The organism is Desulfatiferula olefinivorans, assembly GCF_054657895.1.
In genome coordinates, this window is the sequence record NZ_BAAHXV010000004.1 from 103,045 (window position 1) to 120,308 (window position 17,264).

A 17,264-nucleotide genomic window follows, 5' to 3' on the forward strand; every position below is an offset into this window, starting at 1 on the left:
GGGGGGAGGACGTTGGCGGACGGCGTGGACGCCTTGATTGGACCGTATGATCGTGTTCCGGAACGGCTTTTCGGCACCCGGGAAGGATGAATTCGATAAAGGTCTTCCATACCATCAAGGGCTTGGCTGTGGCACCTGAAAAAACAACATCCTCAGGCTTTCGGTTTTCGATCCGGCTTACGGTGGTGGGTGTTTTTATTATTGCCACCATTCTGACCGCGTCGGTGGCCATTGGCCTTCAATTTTATTTCAGCCGGACCCTGGCCCTGGATTCGGCTGTATGCACCTACCGGCACACTGCCGACCTCACCTCCAGCTACCTGAATGATATTGACGACAACGCGGTTCAGATCCTGTCCATCCTGTCCGGGCAACCCGAACTGATTGTCGAAGGCCGGGCCGCCGCCGGAACCTTTCCCCTGATCGCCGGTATGATGGCGAACCACCCCCTTTTTTACGGGATTTACATCGGGTTCGGCAACGGAGACTTTTTCGAGGTCATCAATCTGGACAGCAGCCCGGGTGCCCGCCTGAGCCTCAAGGCGGTGGCGGGGGATCGCTGGATCATCATGGACGTTCGCGACGAAGGCGACCAGCGGCTTCGGCATATCGCGTATTATGACGACGCGTTTCGGCAGACCCGTTCCCGGACGGAAAAAACGGATTTTGATCCGCGCATCCGGCCCTGGTTTGTCCATGCACGAACAGACAGGGTTTATAAAACCGATCCCTACCTGTTTCATTATCTTCAGGAACCCGGCCGGTCCTATTCCATCAAAATGCCGTCTCACGATGCGGTGCTGACCATCGATATCACCCTTTCATCCCTGTCCGGATTTCTGAAACGACAGACCCGTGACCCGAACGCCGAGATTTACCTGTATCAGGACAACGGAACCCTGATAGCGTCCAATCAGTGGGAGGACCGTGAAGATCTTCTCCCGCCTTCGGGGGCCCTTCCTCTCAGCGAAGACATGCGGGCCTATGTTCACCGGCTCGGTAAAATCCGCGTTTCAAACGAGCTTGACTGGCCGCCCATCGATTTTGCCGTATCCGGGAGCCCCCGGGGATACACGGTGGATCTGTTGCGCATGATCGGGAGTATGGCCGGCCTTGAGGTCGAGTTTGTCAACGGCTACGCATGGAATGATCTGTTGGGCTTTTTCAAAAACAAACAGATCGATGTTTTGCAACCGGTGGTTATAACCCCGGACAATGCGGCCCTGGGGATTTTGAGTGATCCGGTGCTCTCCCTTTCCTATGCCGCAGTGACGCGGGCGGGGGAACCCGTGATCCGTGATATCGGTCAGATGCGGGATAAACCCATCGCCATTCCGGCCGGGTGGTCCATTATCCCTGTGATCCGTGAGGCGTTTCCGGATATAAGGATTCTCGAAACCGACTCTTCGGAAGACGCCATCCGCGCCGTCGTCGAACACACGGCCTACGCCACGGTGGACGCCTCGGTTATTTTGCATCATACGGCCGCCAGTTATTTTGCCAGGGGGATCATGTTCCACGAAAACATCCGCCTGGGCGACAAACCCCTGCCCGGGGAGCTGCATTTTCTGATTCAAAGCGACATGCCGATGCTGGCGGAGCTTTTGAATGCCGCCCTTGCCCAACTGGGTGAGGCGGCGATCCGGGATCTTCGGCAAAGATGGTTTCACGGTCAAGAATCATCCGCGGTGCACAAAAAGCACACCGTGCCCTATGAAGTCCTCGTGGATGCGGGAGAGCACGCCGAGAACCTGGGCACGCTCTCCCGGAAAAACATAGGCGGCCGTCCCATGCTCATTTACATCACACGCTTGCAGCAGGATAACGGGGCGGGCGATTATTTTGCGGTGGTGACGCCGGAGAAGCATCTGCTTGCTCCGAGCATGCAGCGGGTCAGGATTTCCATCGCCGTCACCGCGGGCTGCCTTTTGTTGCTCCTGCCCCTCACCTGGCTGTTCGCCGCGCCCATCGTGCGCCCGATCAAACGACTGGCCCTTGAAAACGACAAAATCAAACAGCGCCGGTATGATAAAGTGGAACTTCATGATACCGCCATCAAGGAAATCTTTGAGCTGTCAACCTCCATTGTGGATATGGCGCTCACCATCAAACAGCATGAAGAATCCCTCAAAACGCTTCTCGAATCGTTCATTCAGCTGATTGCCCAGGCCATTGACGATAAATCCCCGTTTACCGCAGAACATTGCGCCCGGGTGCCGAAACTGGCGCTGATGCTGGTGGACGCGGCGTCCCGATCGTCCCGGAAACCCTTTGATGAGTTCCGGCTGCATGGGGGAGACGAATACCGCGAATTCCGGATCGCGGCCTGGCTCCACGACTGCGGCAAAATCACCACCCCGGAATACATCGTGAACAAGGCCACAAAGCTGGAAACTCTCTATAACCGCATCCATGAGATCCGTATGCGCTTTGAGGTATTGTGGCGGGATGCGGAGATCGATTATCTGAAAAAGGCGGCAGACCGGCCGGGATCAGCGGCCGAGGCTGATGAAGCGCTTGAGGAAAAACGCAGGCGACTTCAGGACGATTTTGCGTTCATCGCCGGCCTGAATATCGGCGGTGAATCCATGACGGACGACGAGCATCGGCGTCTTCAGGAACTTGCAACAATGACGTGGCAGCGTCATTTTGATGACCGCTTAGGCCTTTCTCCCATGGAAGCCGATCGTTGTCCCGCAGAAAAAAAACCGCTGCCGGTCACGGAAAACCTGATCGCAGACAAGCCGGAGCACCTTATCGCCCATTCCCATGACATGACCTACGATCAAAAATACGGCATCACGATGGATATTCCTGACCACCTTTATGATCGGGGTGAGCTCCACAATTTGTCGGTGAATCGGGGCACCCTGACCCGGGAAGACCGCTTCAAGATCCAGGAGCACATGATCAGCACGATTAAAATGCTCGAAAGTCTGCCCTTTCCGGAAGAACTGGCCAGGGTGCCGCGATATGCCTCCACCCACCATGAAACCCTTCGGGGGACGGGCTATCCCCGGAAACTTTCCGGTGACGAGCTGTCGATCCCCGAGCGAATCATCGCCGTGGCGGATATATTCGAGGCCCTGACCGCTGCCGACCGGCCTTACAAAAATGCCAAAAAACTCAGCGAAGCCGTCGATATCCTTTATGCCATGGTCGAAGCCGGCGATATTGACCGGGATGTCTTTGAGCTGTTTTTGACCAGCGGCGTCTATCTTACCTACAGCAAACGTTATTTAAACCCGGAGCAGATCGACGACGTGATTATCGGGCGCTATGTCAGGCCATGATAAACATCCCGGCGTCAAAGGCCGGATGCCCTATGGTTTGACCGAAACCAGTCAGCGCACCGCCTTATAAAATGCTCATAGTCCCGATGATGGTCAAAACGCAGGGCCTCACGTCAACGGCATTGAGAAGAAAGTAAATCCTCAACGGCATGGATCACGTTGAACGGTTTTGAAAACTGAGGATGGTTGATGATCAGGTTGATCACTTCTTTTTTAAGCGTCACTTTATTTTCCAGGCCGACGTAGTGACCCACCCTGCCACCGTAGAGCATGTCCTGCATGGGATAAGTTGATAGGGCTTTTAGTAATTCATCGGCTTTGTTTTTCTTGGCAGTAAGCCCTTTTCTTTCGTTGTCGCTTAAAGACATATAAAAGTCGATATAACTCTGATAGAAATCCTTTAACGTTCTGATGTACTGAATTTCTGAATAGAGTAAGTCTTTCTCGGCATCGATGCAGTATGCTGAACTGTTGATCAGGAATAGATTTAACAAAAGCGTTTTGATTGACTCGGAATTTTTTTCAACATAATCCTCGCCAAATTTGGTTTTAAGGTCTTTCAGCCAGTCGCTTGAGTATTCTTTTCTAAGACCCGATTCGTTGGAGCTACACGCCTCAAGCGCTGCATAGTCTTTACGATACAATGTAAAAAGGTTTCGAATCGCTATTTTATGTTCCTCAAGATTATAATTGTAAAAATTTTTTAAATATTGACTGAATTGCTCGTCAGAAAAATCGTTCAATACAAGATTCAACTCGTCAGCCTTATCAACGCTCAAGATGTGATTGGCATCTGCAATGACGTTGCCGCCTGTGATGAGATGAACACTGATTAAAAACATGCTGATTAAAAGTTTGTCATGCAAATGCATCGGCCATGGCTCCCCAGAATTTTTCCAATTTGCCATTTCCAATATGCCTTAGCTTTTCAGTGGCGCAAATGTTGAAAGCGACTGTGCGTACAGGCCCTCCGATCATCTGCATTGCCTGGGCAAATGTGGCAAAATCGGTTTGATGTACTGCAATTAGTGTGTTGATGCCTTTAGGGCTGGGGCCAAACATATTACAAAACACGCCCACGGGTACAAAAAATTGAAACGCATTGGCAAGTTTAAGTCTTCGGTTGATATCCGCGATCTGCTTTTGGCAACAGTCCGGCAGATTGATATTATGAATATTGGGGTAAGCCATTTTTTTCACTTTTTGAAAAATTAATAGGAACTATCGTGATTATTTTTCGGGAATATTAATGCTTTTAAATATTATGTCAAGGTAAAATGTGATTTGGTTTTGAGTGTCATGGAAAGTGATCTCACTCCGACATTACCCGGATTTACGAGACGATGATCAGCAGCGGCAGGGAAACGGCGCCGATGTCGGCGAGGGTATGGCAGATCAGGGCGGGGAGAACGCTTTCATTGGTCCGGGTGATGAGGCCAAGCAGGTAACCGTAAGCTGCGGCGGCGAGAAAAAAGACCGGGCCTCCGATGACGAGATGGACACCGCCGTAGATCAGTGCCTGAATAAGGTTTGAGCGATTGAACGAACCGGACCACGCCATCAGGAGATTCAAGAGCACGACCCGGTAGAGAATCTCTTCGGACAGTGAATTAAGACAGGCGAGAAGCAGGGCGGGAGGAAAAAAGGCAACGCCTTTGAATCCAAAATCATGGGTAAGGAAAAGGTAAAGGGCATAGGCCGCACTCACAAGAAAGCCCGCCGGGAACGTTGTGGAAAACCGTGTCCAGGAAAGGCGCTCTTTCAGACGGGTTCCGCCCTTGAGCCAGGCAAGGGATGCCAGGGCAAAAAAGACAACAGGCAGATAAACCAACACCCGACCCCATGTTTCGGCAGGGGAGGGCGCTCCGTGGAAGGGCCAGGGAACCCCGTGTCGGGTCACGGCCCGGAACGCGGCCGTGCCGGCCATGATGAGACTGGCCAGGAACCCGGCAAGGATAAGTCCCGGCCGGGGAGCTGGAGGCTGAGCCGCCTGTGCCGTTAGCCGTGGTTCGTTCGTCATTGAGCCTTCCTGTTCAGGGCGGGCCGAAGGCGGCTCGCGTGATTCGGAACTTGCGTTGACGCGCCGAGCATGATGACGCCCATGATCAACCCCAGGCCGATGAACACCAGCATGCTCCATTGGGCCTGCGTCATTCCTTTTCCCACGACGGTTTCCGTCCGGATTCCTTCCAGCACAAAGCGAACGCCGCCATAACCGATCAGGTAAAGTGAGGGGATCATCCCCATTTTCAGCCCGGTTTCTTTGGTGATATAGATCCGACGGTACAGGGTCTTGAGGCCCCAGAACAAACACAGGTTCAGCACCATGGCATACAAGGGAACCGGATGGTGGAAGGACACGGCGTGTCCAAGCCATGAAAGATGGATCGGCTGCCCCCAGCAGCATCCCACCAGCAGGCACCCGCAGCGCCCGACGGCATGCCCCAGGGGAATGGAGGCAAACAGGGCATCGGCCAGGCGGCGTTTCTCAAACCCGCACGCCTGACCCAGAACCAGAAGAAAAAGAGTCGGCAGGATCAGGGCCCCGTGGAAGGTCTGGTGGGGCCCTGAGACAAACTGTTCGACAAAAAACCGGACGCTCCACTGATCGGCCGGATAATAAAACATATTGGCGGACCGTGAACCGATGATTCCCAGGGGAAAGACCATGATGATCATCCCGGCGGAAAAGGCCCGCAGCCGGCTTGCCGGATACCCGGCCCGGACCAGCTGCCCCATGAAAAAGGTCCCGGCCGCCGCGAGCCCGAGGATGATCAGGCCGTAGTAAAGTCCGTTCAGGATATAACCCAGAAACGGAAAACCGATATGCCCTGACAGCAGAGGATAAAGCATGGCTTGGCTCACTCGACGGCAAACACGCGGGAGGCGCCTTCATAAGGCGAAACCGCGCCGGTCCAGCCGGATTTCCAGTTTCCGAAATGACGGATCCGGTACTGCCCCGGCGCGGCATTGTCCGGAATGGTCCAGGAAATGGTGACCTTTGAGTTGGCCACGCCGCTGCGCTGCCAGTGGTAGACCGTCTCCGGGTCCCAGTCCCGGGCAACGGGCCGGGCATCGGTGACCTGATCTTCGCAGACCTCGATTGTGTCACAGCCGATCATTTCATCGTGGCAGATCGTCGTTGTCGTGACCGCCTCCACCGTCAGAAAGGTGTCCTGGAGCCTTAAATCGTTTCGGGGATGGCCGCCCCAGAACACGACACGGACCGTGTCGCCGCGCCTGTAACCGGGCTCTGCGTCGGTTTCCACATCGCCGAAGTCCTTGCCCAGGGGGGTGTCGTCAAACACCACCTTGAAGGTGTTGAGGATCTGCCTGTCTCTGATATCCCGCGGGGTCGGCCCGGGGGCCGAGGGGACGCCTGTGGCCATGTCCGAGGCGATGCCCGCAAACCGCTGTTGATAGGCGGAAAGCGAATGGGGCCCGAAATGGGTGGACGCCCCTTCGTAATGCTGCAGCGCGTATTCTTCCCGGGTGGCGGTGTAACCGGCATAGGCATTGGACACCGCCGCGACGACCACATGATCAACCGTGCTCCCCATGGCATTTTTCACGGTGTCCCGCAGCCGCCGTCCGGCCATGGTGGTGATTTCCGTGGGGAACCCCACGACGGCCAGTTTTCCGATTTTGAGAATCTGAACCGGCAGCACCTCGGGCGAAAGGGGAATGCCCTGGGGCCGGATCCGTCCCATGGGCAGGATAATCGGTTTTTCACCGTGGCAGTCCTGGTCCTCGGGCATCAGGGTAAAGGCCCAGGGAAAGACCGTTCCCAGAATGGACACGGGATAAGGATAGGTGATGCCTTCGCCGATATCGATGCCCTTCCCGTCTTCGGTGCTGCCGGCAAGCATGGACAGGCCGATGGCCGCGCTGCAGGTGGCGGCGGAGTCCACTCCGTCCGGAAGGAATTCCCCGGCAATGGGTTCCTGTGAAAAATCGACATACTGGTGGCGGTAATCAACGCCCGGCCCCAGGGGCTCCGATGCCGCGTGGTAGAGTTCCATCGCTTTCCGGTACTGCCGCTCACCGATGGTTTTCATATGATCGAAATCATCCACCCCGTTGGGATAGCCCCAGAAAATATTGGGGGACACATCCCCGGCATTGGTCTGGGCAAAGGCGGCCACAAAGGGGTGTGCCTCCGCGTAATTCGTCCCCATGCTCTTTTCAAAAAGATACGAGGCATACCCTTTGTTGTCGCCGCTGATCAGCCGGTTGGTGTTACCCAGGCTGGTGGGATGGACGGCAAACCAGTTGAGGGTTCCCATGGCCCGGCCGTCATGCGTGACGAACTTTAAAAGCGTCATGGTTTTATCGGTATTGGCATCATAGCGGCTGATTTCGTCTGCAGGGTTGTTGGCATAGGCCTCGGGCGACCGGTTCCAGCCGCAGTCATCCAGCTCGCCGGTGTTGATCAGAATGGTTCCGGGGGCGAGGGCCTGGTGGGCACGGACGATGGACTGAAAGATCCCATCGGACACGCAGTTGAAATTTGTGTCATCGTATCCCAGCATGGACAGGTTATACATGGCATAGTGGGAATACCCCCCTGGAGCGCTGTGGGTGTGATTGGCGCTGATCAGGACGTTCTGATCCGTATAAAACCCGCCAAATTCGCCCCCCAGTAATTCAACCACCCGCTGTTTGACTCCCTGGGGAATGATGCAGGTATCGGCGCTCACAAAAACCACCCGTTTACCGGACAAGGGGTCCGCGACCACAAAGGCCCGGGACCTGATCCGCATGCTGATGCCCTCGGTTTTCTGATCGGGCATGGAATAGCCCATCATGCCCAGTTCAGCCGCAGGCCCGGTGATATCGTACATCCCCGCACCGATGAGAACATCCGAAGCCTGGGCCGTGACGGCCGTCAGACAAAAAAACATCACCACCGGAATAAGCCGGGTCATCCGTGAAAAACCCTGTGCCGCGATTGTCATTTTTAACCCTCCCTTGATAAATGGCCTGTGAACGTCTGGTATGGTCCCGGAAACATGACAGCACAGCCAAAGACCCAGGATGTGACCCTGGCCGTCATGTGTGGTAAACTTTAATCAATAAAACAATGGGTTGCATTCGAGCTGGAGGATATTCGCCCTGCGCGTAAACATCGTTTGCAAGCAGAACGGTTTAACTGAGTGGTTGCTCACTCATCCATCGCACAGGGCGGGGCCGGCTGTCAAATGTTTTTTTGTACGTCCGGATGATAAACACCGCTGAAAATAACGTTCATGGGCCAGCCTTTATAGCGGTTGCCAAAAAAACGTTACCTTTAATGGGCCTCCGGCGGCCGGCTTTTGAAAAGCCGGACAAACGGATTGGGTTCGTAAGACTCGAATAAAAGGAGCATTCTGACCCATCGGAATATCCAGAACATCACGCTTGTTATGAAACGTGATAGTTTAAGACCTGTTTTGTCAAACGTTTACAAAAAGTTTGGCCCCCGGCAGGGCCGTCGGAGACGTGAATCGGAACAGACTTATGACAACCACTATAGATGGCACAGCCCGCAACGACGCATAAAAGGGTTGGGAGCTGTTGGACAGAGCTACGAAGTCAAATTAAAACGGAGATTTACCCCACAACCCCCAGCGCCCCGCGAACGAACCGCATGATGCCTTTGACCATTTTTTCGTCGTTGTCCAGGGCGTCGTCGCCGGCAAAAATCTTCATGCGTTCGGCGAAGTATTCGGATGTGTAGGAATACTGGAGCGTGATGATCAGGTTGTCGAGGCAGAAGGCGGTGACGGCATCGTCCAGGTCCGGGGCGATGACGCCCTGCTGTTTCGCCTCGGCGATCAGTCCCCTCAGGTAGACCGCCGTGATGGTTTCCATTTTCCGGGAAAGCCGGCGGGAAAGGTGGGCCAGGCCTTCAGAGGCCATGTCCTGATAGATCTGGTTGAGTTCGGGGTTCAGCCGGGAATACTTCTGCACCGCCCGGATGATGCGCTCGAACTTGTCGAAAATATCCCCGTCCTGGGTGTTGATGGTTTTGAGAATGGATGCGATGATCTGATAGCCGTTTTCACCGACGGTCAGAAACAGGGCTTCCTTGGATTCGAAATAATTGTACATGGACCCGATGCTGATGCCCGATTTTTTGGCGATGACATTGATGTTGGCCGTGGCAAAGCCCTTGCTCGCGAATTCGGCCGCGGCCGTGGCGAGAATTCGGGTCCGCTTCTCCTCGGGAATATGGTCAAAGGCCTCTTTGTGGTAAATATGTTCGGACGGCTCGTTGAGGCCGGCGGGTTCTTTGTTCGTGCTCATCGCGTTATCCACTCCGTTTGGCCGGGTTCGACCGGGTGTCAATGACGTTCATGTGAAACAAACCATGCTGTGAATATCCACGCTTTACCCCTAAAGTCAACCTCAATTGATCGAAAAGGCAGGGCAAACGTATGCTGTACCCGGTTGATTGCGTTTTTCCTGAAGCGGGTCAGTCGCCTGGACCTGCCCTTGGCTTGGCATATCCTGACGCCGTGCACCATGCTTTGGGCATGGTCTTGTAATCTCTGTGCCTCTGTGCCTCCGTGAGAAAAAAAAGACCGGCTCTCCTTCGGGGAAGCCGGTTTAAGGACTCTCACAGAGACACAAAGCCACGGAGAAAAGCCGGACATGCCGGGGCATGTCGCACGGTGCCGCCCATCGAAATGGGGAAGTTGTCCGGAGTTCCGTGGACACCTTACATAACTATTGGTCTAAGCTGATTAATGGTTTGAGTTAAGTAAGATGTCACCAGATCCCTGGACTACAATGTGGCCCGCCATCCTGTATTCACCATCAAAACCAGTGACGGCACCTATGATATCTCCGGACCGGCCCTGGATCTGGATACCTGGCATACCGTGGCCGGACGGTATTCAAACGGCCAACTGGAACTTTCGGTTGACGGAACGGAACTGACACCCGTGCCGGTCACCGGAACCCTTGCCTACCCAGGCACCCATAAAGGGCTTGTGGTGGGTAATGGCTTCAACGGATACATGAATGGGTTGAAGATGATGATGACCTGCCCGAGGATTTATCCAGAAAGATCATCAAAACCCTTCACGCTGCCGGTGCCCGCAAGATTGCCGCCTGCTTCAGCGACGACGAGGAATACCAGGTCTACTGGGCCTACGACGGAACGGCATTCAAAATCCTCTACACCCGTGATGACGACGAGGACATGGACGAAAAAATCATGGACCTGGACCCGGACGAAGCGCTTCAGTGGGTTGCAAAAAAATTCAACAAATAACCCGTATCAGGAGGTCCGGCTTACCTCTCATTAACATTACAGCCGATTCTTTTTCTATCCTTTGCGCATATGATACAAGGCACGGTTTCGTTTTATCAAAGGTCAACAAAAAATCCGCCTGCCGTTCGCCCGATCATATTTTAAAAGCCTGCGGCTGAGACCCTGTCGGGCATCGGCTTGGCAAAAGGCAACCGTCGGTCACCTGACGGCGGCCGATCTGATAAAAAGGCAGCCTTTGCGGGTTGCCCTTCAAATTATTATTCGTTTGCTTCTTTAAGAACGGTATCTATCAGTTCTTTACGCACATAGATGCCATTTTCAGGAAGAGCTTGAACGTAGGGTTTGATGTGTTGGATTATCCCTTGTTTCTTTGCGCGAAGCAGCAAGCCAATGGTTCCGATATGTTTCAGGTTTGATGGCTTCGTAAAAAGTCCGATTTCTGCGTTGCGCTTCATCCCTCGTCACTGCGGCGTACCCTAAGTACCCCTCATTCCTCGGGATTTGCGACGCCTTGAACTCGAACTTTTTTCTTTACCATCTTTTGATGAATTATTACGAGTTCATCAGGTTTAATCGTTTTGCGATTCTCCTGGCGTGCGAATCATCGAGTAAAATGGTGCAGTCCCGTATGGTCTGTGCCAGGGCTATGGCTTCAGCCTCACCCGTATCAACAAGAATGTTTAGCGGTTCAACCAATAATGGGTCAGGCTTTTGAAAATCAAACCATGAAACTTGACTTACCTCATAGGCCCCGGGCATTCCTTTGCCTTTGACCGTCACCTCCGTCCACACGTAAGTCGGAACAATGACTTTGGAAAACAGGTGTGGCAACAACTCAAGCTGGTTGATTCTGGCGAGAGCGATAAGGGGGCCGCTGTCTGGGATAGCTACCGGTTCACGCATTTCCCAATTCATCTGTGATCTGCTCGTCGTCAAGGTTTATAACCGGTATTTCAAAACGGCTTATCTCAGCCATGAAACTGAGCTTGTTCATTCCGCAAAGTTCCGCTGCTTTACCGAGTGAAAGCCGTTTAAGTTCAAACAGCTTGACGGCCAGTAAAACCCGCATTTCCTACTCAAACGCCTCTTTTGACTTGCCCGCCAATATTAAAAGATCGTCATTGTAAGGTATTGAAAGCACGTTCATAACGTCACACCTTTTTGGTTTTCCCATTTACCGTTTATTCACGATTATAACGCAAAGACCATGATAGGTACATACTCTAATTGATCGAAAGGGCAGGGCAACCGCATGTCTGTACCCGGTTGATTGCGTTTTTCCTGAAGCGGGGCCGTCGCCTGGACCTGCCCTTGGCTTGGCACATCCTGACGCCGTGCACCATGCCTTGGGCATGGTCTTGTAATCTCTGTGCCTCTGTGCCTCCGTGAGAAAAAAAAGACAGGTTTTCCTTCGGGGAAGCCGGTTTAAGGACTCTCACAGAGACACAAAGCCACGGAGAAAAGCCGGACATGCCGGGGCATGTCGCACGGTGCCGCCCATCGAAATGGGGAGGATGACTCATGGGGATACTATCGGCATCGAACGGTGTGGGTATCGATAGCGATAAAACAGGACACTTATATGCGATTACCATGATCAAAAGGGCAGGGCATCTGAAATTTTGACGTTCGTTATTTTCAGCTTGACATTTTGTGAAACATTCATGAGTATGGCCTTGTGAGTGACTGCTCACTCTTTCCTGAATGAATCACAACCGATGATTGACAAATCGTTAAGCCAAGGAGTGTCTGACGTATGAGCGATGCCTTCGTTAAGGCCAACCTGAACCTCTACGCGGTCCTGAGGAATCTGGAGGATCTGCCGGGTCTCGATCCGTCGGTCGCAGCGGCGATCCGCACCTGGGATATCTCCATTCAGTTTACGGTGATGCGCGGCCCCAAAGGGTACCTCGTGTTTAAAAACGGCGCCTGCTCGTTCGGCGAAGGGGTCCATCCGTCGCCAGACGTCCGTCTTTTTTTTACCTCTCCGGCCCACTTCAACAAGATGATGGACGGCAAATCGTCGCCCATTCCCCTGAAAGGCCTGACCCGGCTGAAATTTCTCATGAAAGATTTCCCCAAAGTCACGGACCGGCTGGAACATTACCTGAAACCCGACGCCGAAAAGATGAAGGATCCGGCCTACATGAAAATCAATACGACGTTCACCTTGAACACCGCCGTGTTTGCGGTGAAGGAGCTGGCAGTCCATGACCCCGTCGGCAAACTGAACGCCGCCCACATCATGAACGGCACCGTGCTGTTTGACGTGCAGCCCGACGGCCCCCAGGTTTTTCTGACCTTCCACGACGGAGATATTTTCGCAACCAAAGGCAGGCCGGACAAGCCCCTGGCCCTCATGCAGTTCAGGGACCTTCAGTCGGCCAATGATCTGTTGAACAATGTCAGTGATCCGTTTACGGCGGTGGCCGGCGGCGATGTGCTGCTGCGGGGACGCATTGCCATGATCGATGCGATCAATCAGATTCTTGACCGGGTTCCACACTATTTATCCTGAACGGGGAGGCATGAGCGATGACATCAACCTATCACTACACCAAATCCCAGGACCTGTTCCGCCGGGCGGCCAAAGTGATCCCCTGCGGGATTCCGGGCCACATGAGCCCCACGGTCAACATGCCCCCCACCGATTATCCGATGTATGCCGTCAAATCGGAAGGCGCCCGGTTCACGGACATCGACGGCAATGTTTTTATCGACTACCTTTGCGCCTACGGCCCCATGATTCTCGGCTACAACCATCCCGTGGTGGACGGGGCGGCCAAAGCACAGCTTGAAGACGCCAACCTGACCATGTGCGCCTCGCCCCGCATGGTGGAATTGGCCGAATATCTGGTGGATACCATCCCGGCGGCCCAGTGGGCGTTTTTTGCCAAAAACGGGGGCGATGTGACCAACTACGCCACCATGATCGCACGGTCCGCAACGGGCCGGAAAAAGATCGTGATGATTAAGGGCGGTTACCACGGGGTGGCGGCCTGGATGCAGGCCCCCGGCCACCACGGCGTGGTCGAGGACGATTACGCCAACATCGTCCGGATTCCCTGGAATGACGTGGGCGCGTTCAAACGGGCGATCGCCGACCATCCGGCCGACATTGCCGGATTCATTGCAACCCCCTACCACGTCCCCACCTTCTTCGACAGCGAACTGCCCGCCGAAGGCTACTGGCAGGAGATCCAGGCCATCTGCAACAACGAGGGCATCGTGTTGATCGTCGATGATATCCGCCACGGGTTCCGACTGCACATGGGCGGGTCCTGCGAGTATTTCGGGTTCACGCCGGATCTGATCTGCTTCTGCAAGGCCCTGGCCAACGGCTATGCCATCTCGGCCCTGGTGGGTAGAGACAGCCTTAAAAACGAAGCCGCCAAGGTCTTTTACACGGGAAGCTACTGGTATCAGGCCGTGCCCATGGCCGCGGCCCTGGCCTGCCTCAAGGAACTGAAACGCCTGGATGCCCCGAAGGTATTGATCGAAACCGGTAAAACCATCTTCGAGGGCATCGCGGATATCGCCAAAACCTATGGCTATACCCTCACCATTTCCGGGGCCTTTTCCATGCCGACCATCCGCATCGCCAACGACGACAGCCTGATGCTGCACCAGGACTGGTGCGCCGAATGCACCAAACGGGGCGCCTTCATCCAGTCCCACCACAATCTGTTTATATCCATGGCCCATCACGACGAGGCGGTGATCAACCAGACCCTCGCTATCGCAGATCAGGCCTTTAAAGCGGTTAAAGAAAAATACGGGGACGCATTTTAAGATTTTGGGCCTCCGGCGGCCCTCCCGGGGGGGCAGCTTTTAAAAAGCTGGGCAAATGGATTGAAAAAAATCATGGGCAGGGGCACGGCATGCCGTGCCCCTGCCAAACTTGTTTTGTCAAACTTTTTCAAAAAGTTTGGCCCCCGGCAGGGCCGCCGGAGGCACACCTTAAATCATAGACTGGAGGAGGCGACATGGCCATTTCGGATCAGGAGATCAGGGCGCTTGAGGAACGGGCGCGGGGGATACGTAAGGATATTGTCGATGTCACTGAATGGGCCGGAGGGGCGCACATCGGGGGAGGCCTTAGCATGGTGGAGATTCTGGTGATTCTTTATTTCAAGTACCTGGCCATCGACCCGGCGAACCCTGATATGGCCGAGCGGGACCGGGTGGTTTTGAGCAAGGGCCATGGCGGGGTGGGGTATGCGCCGGTTCTGGCCCGGCGGGGGTATTTTGATTTTGACATGCTCAGAACCTTCAACCAGTTCAAGTCCCCTTTCGGCATGCATCTGGACGGTCGCAAGGTCAAGGGGGTCGATGTGTCCACCGGTTCGCTGGGCCACGGCCTGTCCATGGCCGTGGGGCTGGCCCTGGGGGCGCGTCTCCAGAAAAAAAGCTGGAAGACCTACTGCATATTGGGTGACGGCGAGTGCAACGAAGGGTCGGTCTGGGAGGCGGCCATGTCGGCTGCCATGTTCAAGGTGACCAACCTTGTGACCCTCGTGGACCGGAACCGGCTGATGATCGACGGGAAAACCGAGGACGTCATGGCCCTGGAGCCCTTTGCCGACAAGTGGAAGGCCTTCGGATTCACCGTCAGAAACATCGACGGCCACAGCTTCAGGGAACTGGCCGAGGCCATCGAGTTTGCCCACGGTCACACGGACGCTCCAGTGGTCATCATCGCCAACACCGTCAAAGGCAAAGGCGTGGACTACATGGAAGACAATGTGAAATGGCATTACGGCAGCATGGATTCCAGGCTGGCCGAGGCAGCCCGGGCCTCCATCGACCGGATGGCCGGCGCGACCCTCAACTGATACCCCTGTTTTCAGGATGATATTCGAAGGAGATCTTATGAGCGAAGTCACAGGCACGACCTGGACGGTCTACGACGCCAACAAAATGACCCAGGCCGAGATTTACGGCCGGGTTTTATGTGAACTCGGTGAAACCCACCCCGCCATCGTGGGGCTCACCGCAGATCTTGCCAACTCCACCAAAATCGGGCTGTTCGGCGAAAAATACCCGGACCGTTTTTTCAACGTGGGCATTGCCGAGCAGAACCTGTTCGGCGTGGCGGCAGGTCTTGCCAAATCGGGACTGCTGCCCTTTGTGTCCACCATGGCGGCCTTTGTGTCCATGCGGGCCTGCGAACAGGTCAGAACCGACATCTGTTACCAGAATCTCGACTGCAAGATCATCGCCACCCACGGCGGTATCTCCTTTGGAACGGCGGGAAGCACCCACAACGCCCAGGAGGATCTGGCCATCATGCGGTCCTTTCCCAACATGACCGTCATCGTGCCCGCCGACGGCATTGAAACCGCCAACGCGGTCAGGGCCTGCGTGAAGCATCCCGGCCCCGTGTATATCCGGGTGGGCCGGGGATTCGAACCCACCTATTATCCGTCCGAAGACTACGGCTTTGAGATCGGGAAAGCGGTGACCGTCCATGAGGGCACCGATATCACGCTGATCTGCTGCGGCGTCACCGTGCTCCAGGCGGCCGAAGCGGCCAAGGTCCTGAAAGAGGAAGACGGGCTGAGCGTTCGGGTTCTCAACATCCACACCCTCAAACCCATCGATCAGGCGGCCATTCTCAAGGCCGTCGTGGACACCCGGCGGATCATCACCCTTGAAGAACACACGGTCATCGGCGGCCTGGGCTCGGCCGTGGCCGACGTCATCGCCGCAAGCGGCAAGGGCTGCGCCTTTGAAAAAGTCGGGCTTCAGGATGAATTCTCACTGGTCGGCTACCCGGAAGATCTTTACGCCCATTACAAAATGGACACGAGCGGCATCATCGAAAAAGTAAGGGAAGTGATGGGCCGGGACTTCGAGGAAGACGACGACTGGGAAGACGAGGTGTGACATGGCTGACGACAGAACCCTCCTTGCGACACGCATCATCCTTCGAGCCATTTTGCCGGTCATGAAGGTGGTTCTCTCCGATGACCCCGCCATGAAAAAACGTTTTGAATCCGTCACGGCCCGTGTCCAGTTCACGGCGAAAAACGGAACCGGAAGCCTGGGGGCCGCCCTGGTGTTCAATCGGGGGGAGCTGACCATCGAACAGGGCGTGGGAGAGCCGGCCGACCTCACCTTCTCCTTTGGCTCACCGGAAAAATTCAACGCCTTTCTGGCGGGAAAATCGGTGATCCCCATGATCAAAGGCGTGAAAAACATCCGTCTTCTGGCCAGGGTGGTGTCCCTGCTGCTGGCCATGAAGATTCTCCTGCCCACGGCCCGGCCCAGGACACCGGACAAAAAACGACTGAAAGTCAAGATGATCCTCTACATGATCACCACGGCCCTGAGCCAGTACAACAAAGGCGGCGATCCGGCCATGGCCGCCTGGACCGGCAAGCAGCCGGACCGGATCTACCAGATGTCGGTGGACAAGGAAGACGATATGGCCGCATACCTCCGGGTCAAAGCCGGAAAAACCAAAGCGGGGCGAGGCTTCTACACCCGGCGCAGACCCTTTGTCCACATCCGTTTCGCCGGCGTCGATGACGCCCTGCCCATTTTGCTGAACGACATCGCCTTCGTCGAAGCCGTGGGCCGGAATCTGGTCACCATCGAAGGCTCACCGGAATACGGCGCGAATCTCAATGATTTCATGCAACGCATCCAGGCCCTGGTGGTATAGTTTGGCTCTGTATCTTGACAAACATTTCAATGCCTCCGGC

16 protein-coding genes are annotated in these 17,264 nt (G+C 54.9%); 7 read left to right on the forward strand and 9 right to left on the reverse strand.

Features of this window, described 5'->3' with window-relative positions:
- Positions 1-86: 86 nt before the first annotated feature.
- On the forward strand, positions 87-3,293 hold the full coding sequence (locus tag ACYQ11_RS04715) for an HD domain-containing phosphohydrolase (RefSeq protein ID WP_459922595.1): 3,207 nt from the start codon (positions 87-89) through the stop codon (positions 3,291-3,293).
- A gap of 113 nt (positions 3,294-3,406) precedes the next feature.
- Here ACYQ11_RS04715 and ACYQ11_RS04720 read toward each other — a convergent pair whose 3' ends face one another.
- The 6 genes from ACYQ11_RS04720 to ACYQ11_RS04745 form a co-directional block, all read right to left on the reverse strand.
- Positions 3,407-4,165 (reverse strand): hypothetical protein, encoded by a 759-nt coding sequence (locus ACYQ11_RS04720; protein ID WP_459922596.1) that lies wholly within the window; start codon positions 4,163-4,165, stop codon positions 3,407-3,409.
- Positions 4,152-4,484, reverse strand: coding sequence for a hypothetical protein (locus tag ACYQ11_RS04725; RefSeq protein ID WP_459922597.1), 333 nt, complete (start codon positions 4,482-4,484; stop codon positions 4,152-4,154). The genes ACYQ11_RS04720 and ACYQ11_RS04725 overlap by 14 nt, the downstream gene beginning before the upstream one ends.
- Positions 4,485-4,626: 142 nt before the next feature.
- Positions 4,627-5,313 carry a CPBP family intramembrane glutamic endopeptidase gene (locus ACYQ11_RS04730; protein WP_459922598.1) on the reverse strand — a complete coding sequence of 229 codons (687 nt, stop codon included), beginning with the start codon at positions 5,311-5,313 and terminating at the stop codon, positions 4,627-4,629.
- Positions 5,310-6,146: a prolipoprotein diacylglyceryl transferase gene (locus ACYQ11_RS04735; RefSeq protein ID WP_459922599.1), complete on the reverse strand. Its 837-nt coding sequence runs from the start codon at positions 6,144-6,146 to the stop codon at positions 5,310-5,312. The genes ACYQ11_RS04730 and ACYQ11_RS04735 overlap by 4 nt, the downstream gene beginning before the upstream one ends.
- Positions 6,147-6,154: 8 nt before the next feature.
- Positions 6,155-8,251, reverse strand: a complete 2,097-nt coding sequence (locus ACYQ11_RS04740) for a neutral/alkaline ceramidase (RefSeq protein WP_459922600.1) — start codon at positions 8,249-8,251, stop codon at positions 6,155-6,157.
- Positions 8,252-8,885: 634 nt separating this feature from the next.
- Positions 8,886-9,581 carry a TetR/AcrR family transcriptional regulator gene (locus tag ACYQ11_RS04745; RefSeq protein WP_459922601.1) on the reverse strand — a complete coding sequence of 232 codons (696 nt, stop codon included), beginning with the start codon at positions 9,579-9,581 and terminating at the stop codon, positions 8,886-8,888.
- Positions 9,582-10,069: 488 nt separating this feature from the next.
- Here ACYQ11_RS04745 and ACYQ11_RS04750 point away from each other — a divergent pair, with 488 nt between their 5' ends.
- The gene (locus ACYQ11_RS04750) at positions 10,070-10,588 is read left to right on the forward strand and encodes a LamG domain-containing protein (protein WP_459922602.1); all 519 of its coding nucleotides are present in this window, start codon (positions 10,070-10,072) and stop codon (positions 10,586-10,588) included.
- Between the two features lie 223 nt (positions 10,589-10,811).
- Here ACYQ11_RS04750 and ACYQ11_RS04755 read toward each other — a convergent pair whose 3' ends face one another.
- The 3 genes from ACYQ11_RS04755 to ACYQ11_RS04765 form a co-directional block, all read right to left on the reverse strand.
- On the reverse strand, positions 10,812-11,009 hold the full coding sequence (locus ACYQ11_RS04755) for a PIN domain-containing protein (RefSeq protein ID WP_459922603.1): 198 nt from the start codon (positions 11,007-11,009) through the stop codon (positions 10,812-10,814).
- A 97-nt stretch (positions 11,010-11,106) separates the two neighbouring features.
- Complete coding sequence (locus tag ACYQ11_RS04760) at positions 11,107-11,469, reverse strand: PIN domain-containing protein (protein ID WP_459922604.1); 363 nt, start codon at positions 11,467-11,469, stop codon at positions 11,107-11,109.
- Positions 11,450-11,623: a UPF0175 family protein gene (locus tag ACYQ11_RS04765; RefSeq protein WP_459922605.1), complete on the reverse strand. Its 174-nt coding sequence runs from the start codon at positions 11,621-11,623 to the stop codon at positions 11,450-11,452. The genes ACYQ11_RS04760 and ACYQ11_RS04765 overlap by 20 nt, the downstream gene beginning before the upstream one ends.
- A gap of 687 nt (positions 11,624-12,310) precedes the next feature.
- On the opposite strand from ACYQ11_RS04765, the gene ACYQ11_RS04770 reads away from it, so the two are divergent.
- The 5 genes from ACYQ11_RS04770 (at position 12,311) to ACYQ11_RS04790 (ending at position 17,224) form a co-directional block, all read left to right on the forward strand.
- The gene (locus tag ACYQ11_RS04770; RefSeq protein ID WP_459922606.1) at positions 12,311-13,072 is read left to right on the forward strand and encodes a hypothetical protein; all 762 of its coding nucleotides are present in this window, start codon (positions 12,311-12,313) and stop codon (positions 13,070-13,072) included.
- Between the two features lie 17 nt (positions 13,073-13,089).
- Positions 13,090-14,346 (forward strand): aminotransferase class III-fold pyridoxal phosphate-dependent enzyme, encoded by a 1,257-nt coding sequence (locus tag ACYQ11_RS04775; RefSeq protein WP_459922607.1) that lies wholly within the window; start codon positions 13,090-13,092, stop codon positions 14,344-14,346.
- Positions 14,347-14,540: 194 nt separating this feature from the next.
- Entirely contained in the window at positions 14,541-15,389 is an 849-nt protein-coding gene (locus ACYQ11_RS04780) for a transketolase (protein WP_459922608.1), read from the forward strand.
- Positions 15,390-15,426: 37 nt separating this feature from the next.
- Positions 15,427-16,443, forward strand: coding sequence for a transketolase family protein (locus ACYQ11_RS04785; protein WP_459922609.1), 1,017 nt, complete (start codon positions 15,427-15,429; stop codon positions 16,441-16,443).
- A gap of 1 nt (position 16,444) precedes the next feature.
- Positions 16,445-17,224: a hypothetical protein gene (locus ACYQ11_RS04790; protein WP_459922610.1), complete on the forward strand. Its 780-nt coding sequence runs from the start codon at positions 16,445-16,447 to the stop codon at positions 17,222-17,224.
- Positions 17,225-17,264: the final 40 nt, after the last annotated feature.